The following is a 19,915-nucleotide window of genomic DNA, read 5'->3' on the forward strand; positions in this document are numbered from 1 at the left end:
CGCATTGCCCCCATCAGGCTGACTCATGCAGTTGCCCGACGAACTGGCTCACTCACGTCAAGAATCATTTGTGCCGTCACCTGGTTCGCAGCTTCTCGAGCGCCGGCAGCAAGTGAATCGGCTGCCAACCTCATGATCGACTTGACACGTCCTTGACCGATTTCATGAATCCGCCCGATTGCCGCAGTGGAAAAAATGTCCGATCGACCGTCGACTCGTAACAGGGACTGCTCGATAAACTGGCGAGTGTCGTCGAGATCAAACGCTGCGTGACGAACCTCCGGAACCCCGAGATCAACGTGCTGTTGGAACCGGACGCTGTGACGAGGCCGAGCTGCGATGACCGCCGAAAAGGTAGGCAGGTGAGAAAAACGCTCCATCACTCGCAGCACCCCGCTGCTGTATCCGTCGGAAAGCCAGACCGTTTGAATACCGTCTTGACCGGCCCGCTCAACGAAGGACTCGAACGTTTGAGTGAGGTCCTTTCCCACCGTGCCATGCCCTAAACCCTCGATCAGCTCGCGAAGAATGGGGTCGGGATGAATCGCCGTCACGCATTGGGTGATCAGAAACTGCGTCGCCAGATCCCCGAGCCCCTGAAACTGTGCCAACCGCTCAAGCAGGGTGCTGGTGCCACAACCGGAATGGCTGACCAAGGAAATGCATCGAGTTCGCTTGGCGAGCAGCGATGCGAGCCGTGCCAGCGAGGACTTTTGTGCCCCTCCCAAGAAGCACCCAGTTGCTCTGCAGGGGGAAAACGGGGTGTCGGACAAACGCCAATAACGATTCGATTCAACCAATGTGCGTCCTACTTGTTTCTCGGCTTGTCCTCAGCAGGTATCATCGGCATTCGTCGACTCGGTACTCCATCAGCCCCGCGCTTCAGCCATTCCAAATCTGCCTCTCGCCCAACGCCTAAGATGACTCGTCGTTATTATTGCCCCAGCTTACCGCAGTTTGGCGGCAACGTTGTGTTGCAGGGCCATGAAGCTCAGCATGCGATTCGCGTGATGCGAGTGAAACCTGACGATGCGATCACGCTGTTTGACGGCCAGGGACGTGAAACCGAAGCGGTCATCACGGCAGTCAGTCGTCGTGAGTGCGATTGCCAATCTGAACCGCTTGTTGCCATCAATCGTGAACCGAGCGTCAAAATGCAGCTCGCAATTGCATTTCCCAAGCCAGATCGATGCCGTGAACTTGTGGAACGTTTAACGGAGATCGGGGTTCATTCGATCACACCGATTGTATCGAACCGCACTCAGCGACCGCCTTCGCCTACCTTGATCGATAAAATGGAACGGGTCGTGATCGAAGCGTGTAAGCAATCGGGACGCAATCGATTGATGCGAATCAACCCAACGCTAACCGCACTCGAATTCTTCTCCAGCACAAACGAGGAATACCACCTAAGACTGATGGCGCATCCAACGTCCAACGCGAATCACGAGCAACTCCTTGGCCGAGAATCGGTCATCGCCGCCGTCGGCCCCGAAGGCGGATGGACTGACGAAGAAGTTGCCGTGGCGCTCGCGCAGGGCTATTCCCCCATCACGCTGGGAGCTCGGATTCTTCGAATTGAAACCGCAGCCGTCGTCATCGCAGCAAGGTGGTTGAACTAGTCATGCGAATTGCCTTGATCATTACCGAACTGAACCCGGGTGGTGCCGAACGCTGCCTGACCGAACTGGCCATCGGCTTGACCGAAAGTGGCGACGACGTTCGTGTCTATTCGATCGGCAGCCGACCCGATCCACAAAAATGCATCTTGATTGACCGGCTTGCAAAACATCGTGTGCCGATCGAGTACGGTGGCGCCGATTCCACGTTCCAAGTTTTCAAAGCTCAACGTTCGTTACGGAAATCGCTGCACTCCTTTCATCCTGCGCTCGCGCAAACCTTTCTGTACCATGCGAATGTGGTCGGGACCTGGGCGGCAAGAGCGGCGGGCGTTGCCGTTCGTGTGGGTGGAATACGCGTGGCCGAAGCGAGACCGCTTCGCTGTCGCTTGGAACGGTTTGCGGTCAAACAGATGCAACAGATTGTCTGTGTCAGCGAAGACGTCCGGCGTTTTGCGGCCAGCCAACTCGCAGCGGATCAGGGCCGTTTGTCGGTGATCCCCAATGCTGTCGATACCACCCGGTTTTCAACCACTGCCCCAGCGAATTGGCGAGATCATGGATGGCCCGAGGATAGCATTGTCACTCTTTTTGTCGGCCGGATGCATGCGCAAAAAGGATTGGAAACCATCCGCCAACAAATCGATCGACTTGCTCCGGCCGGTTCCAATCGCCGGGTGCTGCTGATCGGCGAAGGGCCTCTCGAAAACGAAATGGATGCTTGGATTCGCTCGGTTGGCGCCGATCGCATTCAGCGTCTGGGATGGACAACCGATGTGGCCCCGTTCATCAAGGCCTCGCGATTGCTGTTGCTACCGAGCCACTACGAGGGCATGCCAAACGTCGTGATGGAAGCGATGGCGTCCGGGCGACCGGTGGTATGCAGCAGCGTCGAAGGCACCCGCGAATTATTGGCTCATGCTCCGGACGGCCAGTGCTTTGATCCCGGCGACTCGGGCGCGATGGCTAATGCGGTCGAACGTTTCCTGAACGACCGCAATTTGAGTGAGCAGATCGGTTTTCAAAATCAAACGCGAATGCGGAACGATTTTGCCATTCCAACCATGATCGATCGCTACAGGTCGCTCTATCGCTCGCTAACCGGTGAGGGTGCGATTCGCAGCGTCTCAGGATAGCTTAACACCAATTGCTTGATCGCCACACGTGCAAAACCTTCGGGCATCAAGCGACCGAAGGCAAAATCAACCAGACGTTGATTCATGCCAGAGGTGTACGGCTGCAGTTGCAACTGCAAATCGCCCTTCAAATCGGCGTCCATGTCCAACACCAAGGTCGGCTGGTCGGCATCAAACGACAAATCATCCAGGTCGATGTAGCGGCGCTGCGAAGCGACTCGTGTCTTGAACCAAACCCGCCGCTCGCCGGGCTGATAAACAATGTTCCACTGAGTTAACCCTTGCTGCCATACCGATCGCAATGAATCAAACGCGTAATCAATTCGCTCGGTCGTGGTTGCTCGTTCAGGCAGGTTACCGACGCGGTTGACCGCCTTGCAGTAACGATGTTCGCTATTCGAATTCACTTGCCCACTGGTGTAGGCTTGGCAAGAAACCTGCCATGTCGAATTGGCGAGCGCGCAGGGGCTCGTTTCTGTGCCGTGCTGGACAACGGGTTTGCCATCGAGGAATTCGATGACCGCTACATCACCACTCACGTCCGTGACAAAATAGTGTACCCGTTCAACCGATGGCAACATCGGCAGGGGGTAGACATGCTCAAGACTGGCCACGACCTGCTTCACCGAGGATGCCGTATCGAGTTGGTACTGCACCCACTGGATCACGTTCACGCTGGATCCTTTTCGCGTTGGAGCGGGAAAGCTTGCTTCGCCGAGCTGCAGCAAATCGACCGTCAAGCCGGCTTCATTCATCCCCGCGAACGGGATCTCGCGACCGAACTGCACAAACGACACACTCCCGTGCTTCGATACCCATGTTGTCGGTTGGACAGCCGAAATGGCCGTCTTCTCGATGCCTCGATGATTGACGACCATCAAGCCTTCGCCAAACGGCCAATCATGATTGCGAGCAACCAACGCCTCGCCGTCGACGTAGAATCGCATCACCGTGCATGCGTTCGCCGTCTCAGCCGAACCGAAAACGGTCACGCTGACGAGAAGCACTGCGATCCGAAAGAAGGTTGAGGTGGAACGATTCATGGTCACCTTTGTTGGAAAGGATACCACTTACGGTATCTGTTCTTCGTAGAGCCGCCTCATTATTCTGACAGCCTCAAGGATTCCTGGCAACAATGACCCGTTCCTACCCCTGACAGCGTCTGTTCACGATGACCACGAAAACCCAACCTGGCTTTGATCCTGACTCGGCAGCGAAGAGCATTGCCGACGAATTGGGCTTACCACTTCGACAAGTTCAGTCGGCAATCGAGTTGCTCGATGCAGGAAATACCATTCCCTTTATCGCTCGCTATCGCAAGGAAGCAACCGGCGGTCTCAATGAAATCGACTTGCGAGCGATCGAAGATGCACTGGAAAAAGCAACCACGCTGGCGGCTCGCAAGGTCACGGTGCTCAAGTCGATCTCGGAACAGGGTTTGCTGACCCCCGAATTGCAAGCAAAAGTCGAGGCCTGCACGGACCTTCGTACCCTCGAAGCCATCTACTTACCTTTCAAACCCAAGCGGCGGACGCGAGCGACGATCGCGCGAGAACGTGGACTGCAGCCCCTTGCCGATTTGCTCCTCCAACAGCAACCTCTGATCCAATCGAAGCAAGAAACGCTGGCCCCGTTTGTCGACAAGAATAAGGAGGTTCCCGATACGGAAACGGCCCTTCAAGGTGCCCTCGATATCCTTGCCGAACAATGGGCCGAAGATGTCGAGACTCGTTCCTGGATGACACACCAAGCTTATTCCGAAGGTAAGATCAGCTCACAAGTGAAGCGTGGCAAAAAGGACCAAGCGAGCAAGTTTGAGCTGTACCTTGACCACCACGAGGCGGTGAAGAAAATCCCATCGCATCGGCTCTTGGCGATGCTTCGCGGTGCGAGTGAAGGGATCCTGCGAGTCGGCGTCGAGTTGGATCCATCACAAGTGGTGTCGCAGCTGAAAGCCAAGTTGCTTACGAACCGCCAATTCGAGTTTTATCAGGAGCTCAACTCGACGGTCGACGACTGCTACCAGCGGCTCTTGATGCCAGCGACCGAATCGTCTGTTCTGCAAACGTTGAAGGAAAAAGCGGACGAAGAAGCGATTGCGGTGTTTGGCAAGAACCTCCACGAGCTACTGATGTCGGCACCGGCGGGACCTCGAGTCACGATGGGCATCGACCCCGGCTTTCGTACCGGATGCAAGGTGGCCATCGTTGATGGCACGGGAAAATTCTTGACGAACACGACCATCTATCCAACGCCGCCGAAAAGTGACACGGTCACAGCCGGGAAAGAATTGCTCGAATTGATCAAGCAACACAACGTCGAATTGGTTGCCATCGGCAATGGGACGGCTTCGCGAGAAACCGATGCGTTTGTGGCAGATCTTGTCCGCCAGCACAAGCTTGAGGTCACCCGAGTGATGGTCAGCGAATCGGGCGCTTCGATCTATTCCGCCAGCGAACTGGCCGCGAAGGAGTTCCCCGATTTAGACATTACCGTGCGTGGTGCCATCAGCATCGCGCGTCGATTGCAAGACCCGCTGGCGGAATTGGTCAAGACCGATCCAAAATCGATCGGTGTCGGACAATACCAACACGACGTCAACCAGACACAGCTACGCAAATGCCTCGAACGTACGGTCGAATCGTGCGTCAACCACGTGGGTGTGGATTTGAATATGGCAAGTGTACCGCTGCTATCCCATGTGGCCGGCATTGGTCCGAAACTCGCCGAGCGAATTGTTGAATTCCGCAATGAACATGGTCGTTTTTCAAGTCGCAAAGAACTCACCAAAGTTCCCAAGCTTGGTAAGAAAGCGTTTGAACAAGCCGCTGGTTTCTTACGGATACGTGATGGTGACCAACCCTTGGACAATTCCGCCGTCCATCCGGAAAGCTACACATTGGTTAGCCGGATGGCCAAAAAGCTCGGCGCCGATTCCAAGTCGTTAGTCGGCAACGCCACGCTCAGCCAGAAATTGAAAGCCGAAGAGTTTGTCGACGATCAATTCGGCATTCCAACGATTGTCGACATCATCGCGGAACTCGCCAAACCGGGGCGCGACCCACGAAGCGAATTCCGTGCGGTCAAGTTTGACGACAACGTCAACTCGATGGAAGATCTCCGTACCGGCATGGTACTCGAAGGGGTCATCACCAACGTGACTCACTTCGGAGCGTTCGTTGACATTGGCGTCCACCAAGACGGACTGATTCATGTTTCGCAATTAGCCAACCACTTCGTCAAGGATCCCAATGAAGTGGTCTCCGTTGGCGATTGTGTCAAAGTCAAAGTGATGGAAATCGACCTACCACGCAAACGCATTTCGGTCACGCGAAAGTTCTAGCCACGCCCTCGCTCGAGTAGGACCATCATGATCAAAGCGAGTAATGAGCGGAGCTCGTCGTCCTCGGGCATCTCGTTGAGTTTCTCTAAGATAAACTTGCCCTCGAAAACGGCCGGCTTTTTAGTCAACCGCAGCAACTCGGTGCCGTCCGGCCGGCGCACGATGTAGCTGGGGTTGAGCAGCAACGCTGCGACGAATCCGATGACCGGGATTTCACCAAGAATGCTTTCCAACACCTTCTTCATGGGGCTCTCTTCGCTGATCGTCATGTCGACCGCGTTGTCTTGCATGATGTCGTAATGGGCTGACCACAACGACCGCATCCCTTTGCGGCGAACTGCGCCCCAATCGTTTCCTTGAGCATCCGTGAAATGATAATTGGCCGAAAAGTCAATCACTCGGTCCGATGCAATCTGAAAGATCTCACGACTCTGGTTCTCATCGCTGTAGATCTGAACCTTCTCTTTCAACTTGAACATCTTTTGTTTGATGAACATCAAGACGTTTCCCGAGCCATCGGTGGCTGTGATCCGCTGGCCAAAGGTCAATAGCTTGAAACGAAGTTCGATGGGGTACTGCATGAGGAGACGACCGAGATGTGAGAGGTGCATAAAAAAAGCCGCGTTACCCAAGAAGGCGACGCGGCTAAGTGTAGCCGATGCACAGAGCAACAGGTTGTTAGCTCTTTTGTGGCGCTTGTTGCTGCTGAAGGCCGGGGCGAACTCGCTTGTTGATATCGGTTTCCAAAACGCCGAACACCGACTCGTGACGAGCGACCGACATTTGCAAAGCAGCCAGCAAACGTTTCGCAGTGAAAAAGTTCACGATGATACGTTGCTTGACTTGGATCGGATCCTTCGGGACGCCAATCGGTTGTGGGTTCAAGCCGAAATCGACGATCAATTCTTCCGGCGATCCAGTGACACGACAAAAATTAGCGTAGGTCGCCATCGCGTTGTCATCATTCACTTGAACCTGAACCGGTTGCTGTGGTGGAGTCTGCGCGGCTTCGGCGGGACTCGCAGCCACTTCGGGCTTTGCTGCGTCGGTCGTCTTGGTGTCGTCTGCCATCTGTAAATTCTCTCCGAAAAAATGAGAAGGTTCGAAATACTCTCGAGCTTAAAAAGGTTCGAAAGCGAGGGTGGGGCTAAAGGAAACGTGTCTCTACGAGTGCCGCCCGAATTGCACGATCATTCCAGACAGCTTGAGGTGTCCATTAAGGTATCAATCCTAACAATCACTCGAGCCGCTGCAACGTGAGACAGCGATGTTCAATACAAAAATTCTGCGGTTGATTCCTGCAAATGTTAAACGACGAAAGATGCGCAGTTTAGAACTCGAAATTCAACGTCTTGGCAATCACTCGCCATAACCTTTGCCCCAACGACATGGGGTCAACATGGACTTTGGCGCTGCCACGATAACCGGGCCGGAACGGCAACGTACTTGGGTCCAACGGCACTCGAGCTTGGTAGGAAACACTTCTTGGTTTGATCGCTCCGGTTCGTGGATCAATTTCAGTTTGCAAGTCGCCACCGGTTTGGCTGGCCATCGAAGTGGACGCTGATTTCAGGGGTTCATTGGACTTCTCTAAGATCACGCCACTAAACGTCTCCAACCGCCTCGAATCGAGTTTCATATCAACCGTCTGGCCTTCGCGAACCAACTGGACGTCGCCCTGATCGATCACCAGCACCGCTTCAAATTCATCGGGGTTGCCTATTTCGCAAATCAAATCGTCTGCCGTCAACATCGCTCCACGGTTTTCTTCATCGAGGGGTGTACCGGACCATCCGGGCAACCGTCCATCACCAGCGTCTTGTGGTTTCTTGAGCGGTGGTGGCATCACAAATCCCGTTTGCTTGGCTTTGACGACCAAACGATCCAGTTCGTCTTGTGTCTTCGCCTTTAGATCTCGGATGGAATCAAGAAGTTCCACCTGAGTTTCAATTTGTGGGATCACTGCTTTATCTTCATTACTCCGTATCGACATGTAATCCAGTTTCACCATGGCGACTTGCTCTTCGCCCTTCAAATCCGCCAAGCGGATCTCGAGATCCGGATTCACGAGCTCGGCGATTTTTTCGTCCTCTTGGACGTAGGTCCCAGGCTCGACGGTCCATTCAATTTGGCCAGGCGAACCGGCGTAAACCGCACCTGCTTTGCTCGGCCGGATCTCGAATGCACAATCAATGTGGTGAGGGAAAGGGATGTAGACGACACCGGCCAGGATGGCTCCCGCAATCGCCAGCGTTGCCAGAAGGCGGCCTCGTTTCACTTTTGATAATCTCCCAGGAGTACGACAGAATTTCCATGTTTGGATGATCGGCTGAGCGACCAAGCCAAAGAATCCAACGACCGCTACCATGCGGCCGATCGCTTGAAGCCCATACGGTTCAAGCACTTTGATCACGAACCAACAAATCGAAAACACCACGACCCAGCGATAAATCACACTGGCGACCGTGAACATACCGAACCACAATTTGCCTCGCGTGGGCATGAACGGATCGTCTTGAAGCTCCAAACCAAGACAGGTTTCTTGGAACCATCGCTTCAACACTTCGGTGCTCTTTTGCCGAAGGTTGGGAATCTCGAGTGCATCCATCAGGATGTAATACCCGTCAAAACGCAGCAGCGGGTTCCCGTTGACCAACAGCGTGCTGACAACGTTCAAAAACATCATGTTCAAGCACAGGTCATTGATCGTGGTTCCTTGTTCAGAAAACCACCAGACAAAGGCAGCAATGGATGCCAAAATCATTTCGACGTAGATGCCGCCGGCACCAATCCAGACCCGCTTCCATTTGTTGGGCAGCATCCATGAATCGGAAACATTGCAATACAAGCAAGGCGTGAAGACCAGCAACATGAAGCCGATCTCGTGGCACTCGCCACCAAATTTCTTGCAACTCAGCCCGTGCCCGAATTCATGCAGCACCTTCACGATCGCCATCGTCACCGCCAAGATCAACCAGCGATCGGCTGCAAAGAATTGTTGGAACGTGGGTAGTTTCGCATAGACCGTATCGTATTGGCTGGCAAGCAGCAGCGAAGCCGAGATGCACAGCCCAATGAAGAACAACAAGGCCGGTATGGTAAACAACCATCCGAACCAAGGCAAAATCGCGTTGAGGACCTTTTCGGGGTCAACGCCACGCATCCGCAGGGCGAAAACATTGGACACCTTGCCCAACATCTCCTTGTTCTTCTTCGTCCGGCCACGTTCGCGAAGCGCTTTGCCTTGGCCTGGCGAGTTGCTGATCACTAAACCGCTACGGTGCAGCATGCCAATGAATTGTTGCAAGTCACCGAACGTAATCTTCTGGGGTGCAAACCGTTGTTCGAATCCGTCTTTGATCTGCTGCAGACTGACGTGCCCATCGAGCATGTTGAGAATGTAGTACTCCTCGTCATGAAAACGAAAATACTGCAGCCCGACCGGTTCCTTGACGACCCAGTAACCGGTGCCTTGATAGCGATGCCGGCTGGCCGTTAGGTCCGGTCGTTTGCGCACCGTCAGCGCACGCGATGAACTGCTAACGAGTGATTCAGCAAGACTAGGCATAAAACAGAGGAAGACGTTAGAGTACAGCCTTGCGGCTGCTACGGGAAAGTAAACGTTCAGCCTCGCGGCTGCGAGGGTTTTCAAATCATCGAATGATTCGCTGACAACTTAAAGCTGGAACCACAACGTTCGATTACCGGTTTGGCTTGACGATGATCTCGGCTCGCATTCCGGGTTTGACGATCCAATCTTCGCCCTGTTGTTGGTTCTCAATCTCGACCCAAACGCGGTACTGATGCCGCAAATCCATCTCGCTACTAACAAAATCAATGGTGCCTTGGAACGACAGAGCTTTCTTGGTGTCCGTTTCCGCACTGACAAACACCTCTACGGGCATCCCCCTTCGGACTTCGGGGTAACGCAATCCGTTGATCACGCCTTGAACCCGCAACTTGTCGAGTTGGACCAAGGTCGCGATCGGGGTGCCCGCTTGCACCCAGCTGCCGAGTTGGGCGATTCGTGTTTCGATAAAGCCCCCGAACGGCGCGGTAATTTGACGTTTCTTCAGTTCCGCTTCCGCCATCTCCCGCTCGGTTTTCTTGACGAGGTATTGGACTTTCGCAATGTCCATATCCTGTTGAGAAAGCTCGATCTTCAACTTGCCACGGTTGGCTTCCAACCGTTTCTTTTCGAGTTCCCAGTAGGGAATCGCTCCCTCGGCTCGCAAATTCTCAAACGCTTTCAATTCGGCGCTCGCCAATTTCTCGCTGTTGCGGGCGTCCCGCATCTGAACATCGTTCAACGCTTTGATCTCGGCCTCTTTCTCTTCCGCTTTCTTCAGCTCAACGGCTAATCGTGCCTGGGAATCGTCAATGACCGCCATCAGATCCCCCGCCGCAACGGTCGCTCCTTCCTTGAACTTCAACTCCATCAATTTGCCATCCACCTCCGCAGGGACATTGACGGTATTGATGACGATGACGATGCAGTTCTCTGCGCGGATTTCGCCCGGCTTGATCGGCTCGGCCGAGAGGTCAGCAGACGGAACGCTTGAGAGACCAGGGGAAGGCTGGATCTGCTGAGCCATCGCAAGCGAAGTCATGACGACCATCGCCAGCGTGCTGAGAGCAAATGATTTCATCGAAAAGGACTCCGGTATTTTGGAAATGATGTGCTTGGAAGTAGAGAAGTGGAGGAGGAAACTCAGTGCGTCCATCAGAAAAAGAACTTGCAGCACCATTCATAGATCTCGTGGAAGAACACAAACCCACTGGCTCGGCGTCCGCAATAAACTTTGGCGATCACCTTGGCACCGGGGCGAGGCAGCAATTCGCGAAGCTCCGCCTGTTCCGGATACGCTTCCATCAAAATCACCGCACCATGCTCTTCGTTCGGTTCGGCTCGAGCGGAAATATCCGCTACCGGCAATTTCGCGGCCAATGTCACATCGGGGTCGGTCTTCAGAATGTAACTGACATCCAACTCCGTCGCTTTCTGTTGGATCACGTACTCGTCAAGGTGCCCTTCACGTTTCTCAGGAAGTTCCAACTTCAAATACAAGGGTTCGCTCAAATCGGCCACCTCGAGCAAGACTTGCCCCGTAGAAATCGGGCGACTGCGAAGCATCTTTTCTACATCCCACGAGGTGACGACCCCATCGATGGGAGACCTCACAATGAGTTGTTGCTCGCGTTCCCGCAACAGTTCTCGTTTGGCCTTCAATACCGTCTGTTTGGTTTCAAGTTCATTGAGTTCTCCCTGCAATGCTCGCATGTCAGCCGGCTCAAGCTTTCGCGACTGTGTCAATTGGCCAAGCACCCGGGCTTTCTCTGCAAGCGTCGTTTGAGCCTGACCCTCCAGATCTGCGACTTGAATCTCCAAGTCTCGGTTGCGTAGCACCAGCAGGGTTTCGCCAGCTTTGACGGGACGGTTGTGATCCGCAATCACTTCGATCACCTCGCCATCGATCGGAGCAAAAATTTCGCGGCGAACCACGGGCGTCAATGTACCATCGGCCTCCAAGTTGAAATCTTTCTTGAAAAAGATCAGCCCGAGAACCACCGCGGTGATCAGGCCCAGAACTCCAATCGTCTTCGGCAACGTTCTCGCTCGGAGCACCCATGTCGCTCGACCCAAGGCGCGCCAAACGGGCATCAGGAATAGATTGCTGTGAGTCATTGAATTCGCGATCGCCCGGGTACCATGTTCGTACACCAAGTCACAGCGAGCATGAAAAACATCTGCAGGAAGGTTGCTCTCGATCTGCTCCACGATCAATGCACCGATGACTTCGCCGCGATGAGCGTTGTCGCGGTCAATCTCTCCCGCAGCTCCGGTGTCTTGTTCTGCACCCAATTTCCGCTGTGGCTCGCGAAGCGGCAACACGGCAATGTTTCGACCATACGATTGATCGACGTAGTCTTCGAGCGCCTCTTCGATTTGCGGCGGCAAATCCTCCGTCGACCCATCGTGCCAAAGCGGTTCACCTGCCGCACAGACCCGCGTCGCTAACTTGTTCAGTGCCGTCACGATGTTCGATCGGTTTTCGATCGTGTCTTGGCCACTGATCGCCTTGACCGTGCATTTGCGGCCCTTCTTGATCGCAACGCTCACTCGGTCGCAACCGATCAAGCGCCGGCCCTCATTGGCAACGATGTGAGCCGTTTCCATTAAATCGAGCGATTCGTGTGAGGCACGAGCGAAGGAGTCTGCCTGTTGCCAGAGCGTCTGTCGGTCGCCCAGCTTTTGCAGTTTTTGGCCCCGCAGCCAATCCGCGGCCAGTTCACACATCTGCTGCAAGAAACGCAGGTAACCTCGCTGGGTGTCCGGCGCCGTGTCGGGCCGCTGGAACACTTCGATCAATCCGTCTTGCTGCTCGTCGTGCTTGAGAGCCCCGAGGACCAACAAGTAACGTGTCGGATTGCCTTCGGCTTCGCCGTCGGTCGTTCCGGAATAGGGGGGGACGATTAATGATTGGCCGGTATTTGCGACCCGTTGGATCAACCGAGTGTGGCGGGTCGCATCATCACTGTCGTCCGCCAAAATCGAAGGCTCGGCGTTGATTTGGTACTGCAGTCGCAGTTGACGATCTTCGTCCAACAGCCAAATCGCACCACCGGCAGCGGCCAAAGCGGTGATGATCCGCGACAAAAGCTCGGGATAAAACTCATCCGCCGTGGCACCCGATTTGGCGAGTGCAGCGATTTCGTTGACCAAAGCTCGGATTTGTGCCTTGGTATCTTCAACGGTTTGCTGGTTGACCGACATTGGCGTTCTTTGAAGCTAACGAGGGGATGTTGGGTGACGACAGGTTGTTCGACAGTAGTAAATCCTGCCTCTCGCCGCCATGTTGACTCGGGCGGTTCAGAGAGAAACATCGCATCCTTCGCTGGACTTTACCGCTTAAACCGAATGGCCGGTTGTGCTGTTCGGGGGGGAAGCGGCCGCAAACTGTGCTTTCCTGTCTGGACAGTTTATACAATTTGTATAAACTCGTCTAGAGAGCTGAGAAAATTCGCTCCGCAAATTCCCAGATGTGGACATCGTTCCACCTCGCCATGTCAATGCAGGGCCTTCCTGGGCGTCGCGTCACCGACGGCAACTCAGCAAGGCCAACGCACTCGAAAAGGTTTTGATGATTGATCCCGGTTCCACTCGCCCGAAGCCCACTCGCGCCGAACAGGAGTGCGAACCGGCAGAGCCAGGTGGCTTGGCGATCGTTGAATTGGAGCGAGAGCTTCACCGACTTCAGCGGTCGATCCGATTGACAATCCAAAGCCATCTGCAGACGCTGGCGGGCCAATCGTTCGGGTCGCTCTCGCAAAACCAGCAAATGGTCGCATCGATCCATTCGCTATTGGATAGCCATGGGTTTCGCGTGCAGTGCAGTGAGTGTGGCCACCCAGCGATCTTGCGTGTCTCGCCCAGAACGGGGATCGAACAGGGAGCATTCGTGTTCGATCACACGATTGAGCGCCGCCGCACGTTTCACGGCGGGCGAGCGGTGATGCCGGAAATCCGCTTGGTGGCCAAGCCGACGCGAAAAAAAGCACGCGACGGTAAGAAAGCGGCGGGCTGATGGATCGGTGGACTGTTTTCGTGCTATGATCCCCGCATGAATAGTCCCCCCCCCGAACCGGCCGCAAATCCTCAGGCAAGCGCTCCGTCGATCGCAGACGCAGCGATCATGCTCCGCAGTGCAATTGGGCAGATTCGATTCGCTCGCGACTACACCCTCGAACTTCTCGAAAACACACCACGCGAGTTTTGGTACACGATTCCCGCGGGACTGCCCACCCATGTCGCCTGGCAAGTTGGCCATTTAACCGTCAGCCAATATGGACTGCTGATGTTTCGAATGCGTGGCCGCGACCCCGACGACTTGGATTTGATTCCTGGAAAATTCCGTAAGGCCTATGGCCGTGAGTCGACACCGAATCCCAACCCTTCGGCCCAGAGTACACCCGACGAATTGTTGGAGCGATTGGCGAAGGTCCATCAGCAGTCGCTGCAGGTACTCGCAGGACTCGATCCCGCCGTGCTGCTTCAACCGGTGGACATGCCCTATGCCGCATTTCCCTTCAAGCTCGGAGCGATTCTGTTTTGCCCCATCCACGAAGGAATTCACGCAGGCCAACTCGGTGTCCTGCGTCGAGCCCATGGTCTGCCGCCGGTTCGTTAAGGCGAGCAAAATGGGCTGGGAGATGAAGATGCATTCCGCAGTTTTCCATTCCGTTTTTTGAATCCAAACGAAAGCGAGCTGCCCAGGTGATATGACCTGTGCTTTTTTCGTCCGCCCAGGGGCTGAACTGAAGCCCCCCTTTTTTTGCAAGCAATACCGAATCGGAGACCACTGTGTCGCAGCCGCCTGATGTCGAAACCATCAATGAATCCATTTACGACCATCCCAAGTACTACGACTTGGTCTTCGGCGCGGACTGCGCCGCCGAGGTCAGCTTCATTCAAGCGTGTGGCGAGCAGTGGATGGACCGCCCACCCAAGCGACTGTTTGAGCCGGCCTGTGGAACGGGGCGTTTGATCCATTCGCTTGCGAAGAAGGGATACCAAGTCGACGGTTTGGACTTGAATCCGAAAGCGGTGACATTTTGCAACGATCGGTTGCGTCGCCACGGGTTTCATGAGTCCGCATTTGTTGGTGACATGGCCGATTTCAGCGTGCCGTGGAAATGCGACTTGGCCTTCAATACGATTAACAGCTTTCGGCATCTTTGCAGCGAACGGGAAGCTCGCGGTCACTTGCAATGCTTAGGCAAAGTCGTCCGACCCGGCGGACTTTACTTGCTGGGTGTCCATTTGACGCCCACCGCAGTCGAGCCGAGCGAAACCGAATCATGGTCAGCCCGTCGCGGTCATCTTTCCATCAACACCCATATGTGGACCGAGGACCGCAACACAAAGACTCGTCTGGAGCGTTTTGGGATTCGCTTTGACGTCCACCGACCGACCGGCAGCGTCCGGATTGTTGATGAGTTGGTGCTGAGGAGCTACACACCCAAGCAAATGAACCGCTTGATTGCCTCCGCCGAGTGTTGGGAAGCGATCGCCACGTATGACTTTGGTTACGACATGACCGACCCGATTGATGTGGATGCGACGACGGAAGATGTGGTCTACATCCTACGCCGCAAGAAATAGAGACTCCAGCGGGGGGGATGTCTAGTCGCCCAAGTGTCTTCTAAGCGTCTTTGGGGCGTGATCGTCCAGACGTACCCAGAAAAAACGCGCCGAGGGTAGAAAAAAAAGAGATCGCCGCAGCGATCGCCGCATTTCGCCCCCAGCCCCTCTTTTCCAGCTCCTGCAACTTGTAGGGATAGGGGTTGGGAAGATCGAGTCCGAGGTCTTCCATTTGTTCATATTCGCGAATCAGCTCAGCCGCTTTCAGCTTCGGGTACTTTTCGTGAACCTCCGCTAAATGCGTTTCGGTTGAGTAGGGAACGTCGACCAAAGCCCAGCGAATGCCGCAGTATCCGGCGGTCAACAACGCTGCGGTCGCGATCAGCCCCAAAACCACCATTCCCATCCGGGGTGCCAATCCGGTTTCGTCATAGTGCGTGGCGATGCCAACGTCGGCCGCGTCGGTGTTGACCTCGGGCAATTGCCTCAGCTCTCCGAGCTTGGGGATCTGTACCGATTGGTGGCATGATGGACAGGTCCGCTGCTCACCCGCTCGAGAGGGAGAGACATCAAGGACAGCATCGCAGTGGGGACAGGGAAGTTGGTACATTGGAATCAAATGATGAAGTTTTGAAGAGGAAGTGGGTGGACCAAAGTGGGCGGGTGACTAGAATCAATCTGTGCAAACGGCGCCACCGCCAACCCAATGCCGCTCCCGCCAGTCGGGTAGGAAATCGGGGAATCTGCTTCGAGAATTCGTTTGAAGTTTCGAGGCTTTTTTCATCGTTTCGACCCCCTGAGCCGGACATCTCGCCTGATGACCCGCGGCACCAACAGCGAACTGTTTCGTTCGCGATTCGTGAACCGAAGGATTCGGGCCTCACAACCAAGAGTGGTCATTTTGCCGAATGCTGCCACGATGGCAAGTCAGAGCCCGTAGGTGAACATTCTACCAAGGCTTCCGCATCGTTCGGACCGGGGGAAACTCTTGATTACGGCATCACCAGTGTGTTGGTTCACAGTTGGTGCTTTCTCGCAATCAAATCATCGGTGCGACCGGTATGGCTGCCTTGTAGGGCGTAATCTACCACCAACACAAATAATCCGCCCATGTAGAAACTCTTTCCAATTAGACTGCACTACCGAGAATGAGTTTCGCCATGGTGTAGAGTTAGTGAGCCAACACGATCATTACACCGTTTGATTTTTGTTTGACGTTTTCACTTTCGCTGCATTATTTATTTAAGACCCAAACCAGTCCGCCAGGAGTTCCACGTTGTTCGATACATTATTGGACGAATTTGATGACGTTGCCGTCCAAAGCACGGAGGCCGTGACAGGCGGTTTTCGCAAACTGCCCGTTGAAGACAACGACGACAACGATGCCGCCGTCGCAATGGCTTCGGCTGCCGATGGCGAGGTCCAACTTGATAGCCCCGATGAGTTGCTCGCTGGTGATGAAGCCGAAACATGGTCCGACGATCCGGTCCGAATGTACTTGACCCAGATGGGCGAAATCCCCCTGCTGACACGGAAGCAGGAGATTGAATTGGCCAAACGCATCGAAGAAACGCGGCGCCGATTCCGCACCAAGCTGTTGGAAAACCACTACGTCCTCGTCGAAGCTTACAAGACGCTCAAGAAGGTTTACCGAGGCCAATTGCCGTTCGACCGAACCGTTCAGGTTTCGGTGACCGATTGCCTCGAGAAAGAACAGATTGTCGGTCGTTTGCCACACAACCTGCGGACACTTCAAACCTTGCTGCGCCGCAACCGCCACGATTGGAAGGTCGCGTTGAGCAAAAGCGCGTCTCAACGACGGCGTGCCGAAGCGTGGCGAGCGCTCGCCCGACGGCGGCGCCGAGCGGTGCGGTTGATCGAAGAACTCGGCTTGCGAACCCAGCGAATCGAAACACGCATTGACTTGCTCGAAAAATTTTCGCTTCGCTTAAACGAAATCGACCTGCTTGTCTCCGATCAAAAACGAACCAAGCATGGTCGTGAAGTCCGCGAACGGTTGCTTCACGAACGCCGCCAAATCCTGACCGCATGCCAAGAAACGCCAACGTCGCTTCGCAATCGCGTCGTGATGCTCAACAAAGTTTATGCCGAGTACCAACAAGCGAAACGTGAACTGAGTGAAGGCAACCTGCGTTTGGTCGTTTCCATCGCCAAAAAGTATCGCAACCGCGGGTTGTCCTTCTTGGATCTGATTCAAGAAGGCAACGCCGGCTTGATGCGAGCGGTTGACAAGTTTGAGTACCGCCGTGGCTTTAAATTCTGCACCTATGCAACATGGTGGATTCGCCAAGCGATCACGCGTGCCGTTGCCGATCAGAGCCGGACCATTCGAATTCCCGTTCACATGGTCGAAACGATGAGCCGTGTTCGCAACGTGGCTCGTCAATTGTTGCAAGAACTCGGTCGCGAGCCGACGATTGAAGAAACCGCTCGCCGCGCCGACGTAACCGTCGAAGAAGCACGCCGCGTGTTGACGATGAGTCGTTTCCCAATCTCGCTCGATCGTCCCGTTGGCAACAGCGAAGACAGTCAGTTTGGCGATTTGCTGCCAGATGGAGCAGCCGAGAGCCCCCAAATTGGTGCGACTCAGGAAATGCTTCGCGACCGAATCACCAATGTGCTGAAGTCACTCTCTTACCGCGAACGTGAAATCATCAAATTGCGGTATGGACTTGGCGATGGATACAGCTACACGCTCGAAGAAGTTGGCCACATCTTTAAGGTGACTCGAGAGCGGATTCGGCAAATTGAAGCCAAGGCGGTTCGAAAACTGCAACAGCCCAGCCGCAGCCAAGACCTCGTCGGCTTCCTCGATTAGTTTGTCCTCTCAAACACGTGATTGACCCGATGGCGACATGCTTGACAGAGTGTGTCGCCATTTTCGTTGGATCTAGCCCGATCCAGCAAGGACCCAGCACGCAATCGGCTAAAGCCTACCACTCCAACGAATAGTCCGGGCTTGCGCTGCTTCAATGTCGAACGCTGCCAAGCGCCCGGAGCAGTGCCATCGCGGCTTCGGTTTCTTCACTAATGATGTGATTGGCCCCGGCCCGGCGCATTTTTTCAGACGTCGATTGGTAGCGGCAACGGACGATCGTTGTACAGTGTCGATTCAGTTTTCGAATCGCTCGCACCACGCGGATCGCGGCTTCGTCTTTGGCAACACAAACCACCACCAAAACAGAATCACCGACGCCGGCGAGTCGCAAAATTTCGAGATCCGTCGCATCCCCAGCGACCGTGCGAAATCCCTCTTGAGCGAACCGATGCAAATTGAGGGGACTCAAGTCGATCAAGCAAACGTCTTTTCCCATCGTCTCTAACTGAGATGCCACACGCCTGCCGATCGGCCCCGCTCCAATCACGGTCGCACGATCACTTTGTTCGCTCGCTGCCGAGGCGACGGTGATCGTCTCTTCGCCATAGGGTTCGCCTTGTCCCCACCTCAATCCCCATTTCATCAACGGTGGAGTCAACACCAGCGATCCGATCGCGATCGTGACAACACGTTGATAGTCGGTCTCATTGAGAACCCCCGATTCCACTCCAAGCAAAACCAGCACAAAGGCAAATTCGCCCACATGTGCTAAACCCATTCCCATCCCCACTGATCGCCGCCACGACAACCCCGTCAACCTTAAGGCAATTGCACCGGCCACGGCTTTGACCAAGAGGATCCCCACGAAAAAGGCCCCCATCTGCAGTGGTTGCTCCCAAAACAAATGCGGACGAAAAATGAGTCCAAGCCCGACAAAGAAGACAGCAGCAAAAGTCTCTCGAAAGGGCAGCACGAGTGCATCGATTTGTTTCGTCCACCGGTTGCCGTTGAAAATAAGGCCTGCGGCAAAGGCACCGACCGCCGGCGGCAAGCCAACCCGATAGGCCGCCAACGTTACGCCGCCAAGTGACACAATCGTGAACAGGATCACCAATTCGGGGCTTCGATAACCCGAAAAGAGGGGAATCAACCACTTCGACAATAACATTCGCAGGACGAAGACGCCGAAGACGAAAAACAATGAGGTCAAAGTGAGAATCAAATATTCCCTGACACCAATCGTCTGTCCGGCTTCGCCCGTCAGCAAAGGGACCAACAGCAACAGTGGCACCAGCGCCGCATCTTGAAAGAGCAGAATCCCGATTGCGCGCCGACCATGCGGAGTCTGAGATTGCCCCCATTCCGAAAGCGCCTTAAAGACGAGGACCGTGGAACTAAAAGCGACTGCCGATCCAATCAAGAGCGAGGATTGCCAACTCATCAGCATCCACCGCAGCACCAAAACCACCGGTCCTGCCACCAAGCACATCTGGACAACGCCACCGATCAACAGATTTCGACCGAGTCGTTTCAGATCATCAAGCGAGAACTCCAACCCGATCGAAAACAGCAGCAGAAACACCCCGGCTTCCGCAAAGTGTTCCAATTGATGCTGCTCGTCCAGGACCCATCCGAATGCGCCGCGACCCACAACCGCACCGACGACCAAGTAACCAATCAAGACGGACGTTCGCAGCCAACGACAAACCAATCCCGCCAGCAGACCAGCGGTCAAGATGATCAGTAAGTCTTGGATCAGGGATTGAGTCATTTCGTTGTGCCAAGGGGCAAGGTCTTTGTATCCGGCTCACCACTCCACGGACAGTTCCGCCACCT

General features: G+C 54.7%; 16 protein-coding genes. 7 read left to right on the top strand and 9 right to left on the bottom strand.

Annotated features, from left to right (window positions below; all coding sequences use genetic code 11):
• Positions 1 to 23: 23 nt before the first annotated feature.
• Entirely contained in the window at positions 24 to 800 is a 777-nt protein-coding gene (locus Poly41_RS07680; RefSeq protein WP_146525329.1) for a hypothetical protein, read from the bottom strand.
• Positions 801 to 920: 120 nt separating this feature from the next.
• Here Poly41_RS07680 and Poly41_RS07685 point away from each other — a divergent pair, with 120 nt between their 5' ends.
• Positions 921 to 1,622 carry an RsmE family RNA methyltransferase gene (locus Poly41_RS07685; RefSeq protein WP_146525330.1) on the top strand — a complete coding sequence of 234 codons (702 nt, stop codon included), beginning with the start codon at positions 921 to 923 and terminating at the stop codon, positions 1,620 to 1,622.
• A gap of 2 nt (positions 1,623 to 1,624) precedes the next feature.
• A complete protein-coding gene (locus tag Poly41_RS07690) occupies positions 1,625 to 2,755 on the top strand; it encodes a glycosyltransferase (protein ID WP_146525331.1) in 1,131 nt (376 codons plus the stop codon).
• On the opposite strand, the gene Poly41_RS07695 is transcribed toward Poly41_RS07690, so the two are convergent.
• On the bottom strand, positions 2,707 to 3,798 hold the full coding sequence (locus Poly41_RS07695) for a linear amide C-N hydrolase (protein ID WP_146525332.1): 1,092 nt from the start codon (positions 3,796 to 3,798) through the stop codon (positions 2,707 to 2,709). The genes Poly41_RS07690 and Poly41_RS07695 overlap by 49 nt on opposite strands.
• A 128-nt stretch (positions 3,799 to 3,926) precedes the next feature.
• Here Poly41_RS07695 and Poly41_RS07700 point away from each other — a divergent pair, with 128 nt between their 5' ends.
• Positions 3,927 to 6,098 (top strand): Tex family protein, encoded by a 2,172-nt coding sequence (locus Poly41_RS07700; RefSeq protein WP_146525333.1) that lies wholly within the window; start codon positions 3,927 to 3,929, stop codon positions 6,096 to 6,098.
• On the opposite strand, the gene Poly41_RS07705 is transcribed toward Poly41_RS07700, so the two are convergent.
• The 5 genes from Poly41_RS07705 to Poly41_RS07725 form a co-directional block, all read right to left on the bottom strand.
• Complete coding sequence (locus tag Poly41_RS07705) at positions 6,095 to 6,679, bottom strand: LURP-one-related/scramblase family protein (RefSeq protein WP_231615497.1); 585 nt, start codon at positions 6,677 to 6,679, stop codon at positions 6,095 to 6,097. The genes Poly41_RS07700 and Poly41_RS07705 overlap by 4 nt on opposite strands.
• Positions 6,680 to 6,776: 97 nt before the next feature.
• Positions 6,777 to 7,169, bottom strand: coding sequence for a DUF3467 domain-containing protein (locus Poly41_RS07710; protein WP_146525335.1), 393 nt, complete (start codon positions 7,167 to 7,169; stop codon positions 6,777 to 6,779).
• 259 nt (positions 7,170 to 7,428) lie between these two features.
• Entirely contained in the window at positions 7,429 to 9,666 is a 2,238-nt protein-coding gene (locus tag Poly41_RS07715) for a hemolysin D (RefSeq protein ID WP_315853729.1), read from the bottom strand.
• 133 nt (positions 9,667 to 9,799) lie between these two features.
• Positions 9,800 to 10,747, bottom strand: coding sequence for an efflux RND transporter periplasmic adaptor subunit (locus Poly41_RS07720; RefSeq protein ID WP_231615498.1), 948 nt, complete (start codon positions 10,745 to 10,747; stop codon positions 9,800 to 9,802).
• Positions 10,748 to 10,821: 74 nt separating this feature from the next.
• Positions 10,822 to 12,873, bottom strand: a complete 2,052-nt coding sequence (locus Poly41_RS07725; RefSeq protein WP_146525336.1) for a biotin/lipoyl-binding protein — start codon at positions 12,871 to 12,873, stop codon at positions 10,822 to 10,824.
• 367 nt (positions 12,874 to 13,240) lie between these two features.
• Here Poly41_RS07725 and Poly41_RS07730 point away from each other — a divergent pair, with 367 nt between their 5' ends.
• The 3 genes from Poly41_RS07730 (at position 13,241) to Poly41_RS07740 (ending at position 15,261) form a co-directional block, all read left to right on the top strand.
• Positions 13,241 to 13,684 (top strand): hypothetical protein, encoded by a 444-nt coding sequence (locus Poly41_RS07730; RefSeq protein ID WP_231615499.1) that lies wholly within the window; start codon positions 13,241 to 13,243, stop codon positions 13,682 to 13,684.
• 36 nt (positions 13,685 to 13,720) lie between these two features.
• On the top strand, positions 13,721 to 14,287 hold the full coding sequence (locus Poly41_RS07735; protein WP_231615500.1) for a DinB family protein: 567 nt from the start codon (positions 13,721 to 13,723) through the stop codon (positions 14,285 to 14,287).
• Between the two features lie 173 nt (positions 14,288 to 14,460).
• Positions 14,461 to 15,261: a class I SAM-dependent methyltransferase gene (locus Poly41_RS07740; protein ID WP_146525337.1), complete on the top strand. Its 801-nt coding sequence runs from the start codon at positions 14,461 to 14,463 to the stop codon at positions 15,259 to 15,261.
• A gap of 40 nt (positions 15,262 to 15,301) precedes the next feature.
• On the opposite strand, the gene Poly41_RS07745 is transcribed toward Poly41_RS07740, so the two are convergent.
• Positions 15,302 to 15,850, bottom strand: coding sequence for a hypothetical protein (locus Poly41_RS07745; protein WP_146525338.1), 549 nt, complete (start codon positions 15,848 to 15,850; stop codon positions 15,302 to 15,304).
• 666 nt (positions 15,851 to 16,516) lie between these two features.
• Between Poly41_RS07745 and Poly41_RS07750 the strand changes: the two genes are divergently transcribed.
• The gene (locus tag Poly41_RS07750; RefSeq protein WP_146525339.1) at positions 16,517 to 18,079 is read left to right on the top strand and encodes a sigma-70 family RNA polymerase sigma factor; all 1,563 of its coding nucleotides are present in this window, start codon (positions 16,517 to 16,519) and stop codon (positions 18,077 to 18,079) included.
• A gap of 151 nt (positions 18,080 to 18,230) precedes the next feature.
• Here Poly41_RS07750 and Poly41_RS07755 read toward each other — a convergent pair whose 3' ends face one another.
• A complete protein-coding gene (locus Poly41_RS07755; RefSeq protein WP_146525340.1) occupies positions 18,231 to 19,850 on the bottom strand; it encodes a cation:proton antiporter in 1,620 nt (539 codons plus the stop codon).
• Positions 19,851 to 19,915 lie beyond the last annotated feature (65 nt).

The organism is Novipirellula artificiosorum (assembly GCF_007860135.1).
GTDB classification, from domain to species: Bacteria; Planctomycetota; Planctomycetia; order Pirellulales; family Pirellulaceae; genus Novipirellula_A; species Novipirellula_A artificiosorum.